Origin of the sequence: Arthrobacter sp. H14 (genome assembly GCF_000520495.1) — a bacterium.
Lineage (GTDB): Bacteria > Actinomycetota > Actinomycetes > Actinomycetales > Micrococcaceae > Arthrobacter_C.
Genome location: NZ_KI914666.1, coordinates 18,598 through 22,648 on the forward strand (window position 1 = coordinate 18,598; position 4,051 = coordinate 22,648).

Here is a 4,051-nt window from a genome sequence, read left to right on the forward strand (position 1 = left end):
GCCGATCGCGAGCCGGTGCGGCCGGAGGGTGGGGTAGTCCTCAGGGGCGGACTGGACGATGGTGAAGGATGTGATGATCTCCCCGCCATCGGTTTGAATTTCCGGCCGCAGAGTATTGACGCCCGCAGTTTCGAGCCACTGTGCAGACCAATCCTTCAGGTCCCGGCCGCTGGACTTCTCCAGTTCGACGAGCAGATCGTTGAGCTCGGTGTTCCGCCAGGCGTGCTTGCCGAAGTATTCACGCACACCGGCCATGAACTCCTCCTGGCCTACCCAGGCGACGAGCTGCTTGAGCACGGATGCACCCTTGGCATAGGTGATGCCGTCGAAGTTGACCTGCACATCCTCCAGATCGTTGATCGGCGCGACGATCGGATGCGTAGTGGGTAGCTGGTCCTGCCGGTACGCCCACGACTTCTCCATCGAGGCGAAGGTGGTCCAGGACTGCTTCCACTCGGTGTTCTCCGCTGCGGCGAGGGTGGACATGAATTCGGCGAACGACTCGTTGAGCCACAGATCGTTCCACCAGCGCATCGTGACCAGGTCCCCGAACCACATGTGGGCAAGCTCGTGCAGGATGGTGATCGCCCGCCGCTCAACCATGGCCTCGGTGACTTTGGAACGGAAGATGTAGTTCTCCAGGAAGGTGACGGCGCCGGCGTTCTCCATGGCACCGGCGTTGAACTCCGGGACGAAAAGCTGGTCGTACTTCGCGAACGGATATGGCGTGCCGAACTGCTGCTCGTAGAACTCGAATCCCTGCCGGGTGAGTTCGAAGACGTTATCCGCATCCAGATACTGCATCAGCGACTTGCGGGCAAAGACACCCAACTCAATGGTGCGGCCGTCCGAACTGGTCAGTTCGCTGCGCACTGACTGGTACGGGCCGGCGATCAGGGCCGTAACGTAGGAGGACATCACGGAGGTCGGTTCGAAGTCCCAGGTGGCGCGGGCGCCGTCGTCGTGCCCTGATTCCTCCTGCTGTGGCGAGGGCGTGGGGGAGTTGGAGATGATGTCCCAGTGCGACGGAGCGGTCACGGTGAACTTGAAGGATGCCTTCAAGTCAGGCTGCTCGAAAACGGCGAACATGCGGCGCGAATCCGGCACCTCGAACTGGCTGTAGAGGTACACCTCGCCATCGACCGGATCCACGAACCTGTGCAGCCCTTCGCCGGTATTCATATACAGCGCTTCGGCCACAATACGGAGCTCGTTCGCGGCGGCGAGTTCCGGCAACTGGATGCGGACGCCGTCGGACACCTCCGCAGGGTCCAGTTGCTTGCCATTGAGCACCACCTCGTGCACAGTGTCGGTCACCGCATCGATGAAGGTGGACGCGCCAGCGTCGGCGCGGAATCTGACCACTGTCGTGGAACCGAAAATCTTCTCTCCACGCGTGAGGTCGAGGATGACCTCGTAGGACTCTACATTGAGCAGTTCCGCACGCCCGCGAGCTTCTTCACGGGTCAAGTTCATGCCTGGCAAAGTAGCGCCTCCAGTGTCGTAAGTATCAAGGCCCTGCGCAGCGCAGGATAAGACAGATTTAGTCATTCTCTCACTCAAGCCGGTTTTGCCAAGTCCATCGGTGGGCGGACGTGGCCCGCGCCGCCCGGACAGCGTCGGCTAAGGGTTACGCTACAAATATGACCTCTTCCTTCACCCCGGCTGACCAGTTCACGACCCGTCCGACGTTGCGCGGGACCTTCGGCATGACCTCCTCGACCCATTGGCTGGCGACGGCCGCCGCCCAGGCGGTGCTTGAGCGCGGCGGCAACGCCTTCGACGCGGCGGCCGCAGGCGGGCTCGTGCTGCATGTGGTGGAACCGCACCTGAACGGCCCCGGCGGGGATATGACCGCGATCGTGGCCGGCAGTGGCACCACGCCGCAGGTGTTGATGGGGCAGGGCCCCGCTCCGGCCGGCGCCACGATCGAACACTATAAGGGCGAGGGCCTGGACATGGTTCCCGGCGCGGGCGGCCTTGCCGCTGCCGTGCCTGCCGCCGTCGACGCCTGGCTGCTGTTGCTGGTAGAGCGCGGCAGCTGGGAACTGGCCGATGTGCTGGCGTTCGCCATCGATTACGCCCGCAATGGCGCCCCGATGGTTGGCCGGGTCGGGGCGACAATCCGTGCGGTGGAGGAGCTGTTCGTGGAGCATTGGCCGACGTCGGCACAACTGTGGCTGCCCGAGGGCAAGGTCCCGGACGAGAACGAGCTGGTCAAAAACCCGGCGTACGCCCGGACCCTGGAGCGGCTGATCGAAGCCGGCGAGGGGAAGCCGGACCGGGCGGCACGGATCGAAGCTGCCCGCCGCGAATGGGGCTCCGGGTTCGTTGCCCGCGCCGCGGAGGAATTCCTGAAGACCCCGCACCGGCACTCAAGCGGCACCGATCATGCAGCGGTGATCACGGCGTCGGACTTTGCAAACTGCTCCGCGTCCTTCGAACCGGTGACCACCATCGATTTCCGGGGCGTCACGGTCGCTAAAACCGGTCCTTGGGGACAGGGTCCGGTGCTGCTGCAGACGCTGGCGATCCTGGACGGCTTCGACGACGCGGAAATCGACCCCTCAACGGCCGGGGGCGCACATAACGTGCTGGAGGCGCTCAAACTGGCGATGGCCGACCGCGACGCGTACTACGGTGACCCCGACGGCGCCGCTGACGTTCCGCTGGAGACCCTGCTCTCGAAGGAGTACGCCGAAACGCGGCGGTCGCATATCAGCTCAACCGCCTCGCACGAATTCCGTCCCGGGAAGATCGACGGCTTCACCCCGTACTACCCGCCGTTGCTGACCGAGAAGGAATGGAAGGCCACCCTCAACGGCGATGCGCCCTCCGGCGCCGCTGGCGAACCCACCGTCAGCAAGGCCGGCGAAACCCGCGGCGATACCTGCCACATCGACGTCATCGACCGGTGGGGCAACATGATCGCCGCAACACCGTCGGGCGGATGGCTGCAGTCCTCACCGGCAATACCCGAACTAGGCTTCTGCCTCGGCACCCGGCTGCAGATGAACTGGCTGGACGAAAGCGCCCCGTCGGCGCTGGAGCCCGGCCGCCGCCCGCGCACCACCCTGACCCCCACCATGCTCATGGTCGACGGCGAACCCGTCACCGCCCTCGGCTCACCCGGCGGAGACCAGCAGGAGCAATGGCAGCTGATGTACCTGCTGCGCACGATCGTCGGCCGCTACACCCCGCAACAGGCCATTGACGCACCCAGCATGCATACGACGTCGCTGGCCGGCTCCTTCTGGCCCCGCACCTGGGAACCCGGCGGAGCAGTCGTCGAAAACCGCCTCGGCGAGGACGTCATCACCGAACTCGAACGCCGCGGCCACGCCATCACCCGGGCCGGCGACTGGGCCCTCGGCCGGCTCTGCGTCGCCGGAAAGAACGACGACGGCAGCTACTACGCCGCCGCCAACCCCCGCGGCGCACAAGGCTACGCCGCCGGAAGGTAGGGGAAGTTCATGGCCCAGTCCAGCACGACCGGCAGTAAGTCATCCGGCAGGGACAAGGCGGCCGGGTACGGTAACTCCCGCACGGCTGCCATCGAAGCGGCCGGCGACGACTTCGGCTTTGCGGATTTCCGCCCCGGCCAGTTGGAGGCCATGCAGGCTGCCGTGGATGGCCGGGACCTGCTGGCCGTTATGCCCAGTGGCTACGGGAAGTCGGCGATCTACCAAATCCCGGGCATCGTCGTCGACGGCGTTACCCTCGTCGTCTCGCCCCTGATCGCCCTCCAGCGCGACCAGGCGGAAAGCATCAACGAGGCGCTCGGCGCGCGGAGAGCCTTCACGCTCAATTCAACCCGGACCGTCGCCCAACAGAACGAGGTCTGGGATGCCGCAGCGTCCGGTCAGGCGGAATATCTGTTCCTGGCCCCGGAGCAACTTGTGCGCGCGCCCGTGCAGGACCGTCTCTCAAAACTGAACGTGTCGCTGTTCGTCATTGATGAAGCGCACTGCGTATCTGCATGGGGCCACGACTTCCGTCCGGACTACCGACTTCCGTCCGGACTACCTGAGGCTCGCCGACGCCGCCGCGC

3 protein-coding genes are annotated in these 4,051 nt (G+C 65.2%); 2 read left to right on the top strand and 1 reads right to left on the bottom strand.

Going from position 1 to position 4,051, the window contains the following annotated elements; all coding sequences use genetic code 11:
• On the bottom strand, nt 1-1,476 hold a 1,476-nt coding region (gene pepN / locus Y707_RS29975; RefSeq protein WP_035781853.1), incomplete at its 3' end, for an aminopeptidase N.
• 167 nt (nt 1,477-1,643) lie between these two features.
• Between pepN and Y707_RS0114655 the strand changes: the two genes are divergently transcribed.
• Nucleotides 1,644-3,464 carry a gamma-glutamyltransferase family protein gene (locus Y707_RS0114655; protein WP_026535640.1) on the top strand — a complete coding sequence of 607 codons (1,821 nt, stop codon included), beginning with the start codon at nt 1,644-1,646 and terminating at the stop codon, nt 3,462-3,464.
• A 9-nt stretch (nt 3,465-3,473) separates the two neighbouring features.
• A partial coding sequence (locus Y707_RS26345; RefSeq protein WP_155853012.1) for a DEAD/DEAH box helicase occupies nt 3,474-4,051 on the top strand: 578 nt, incomplete at its 3' end.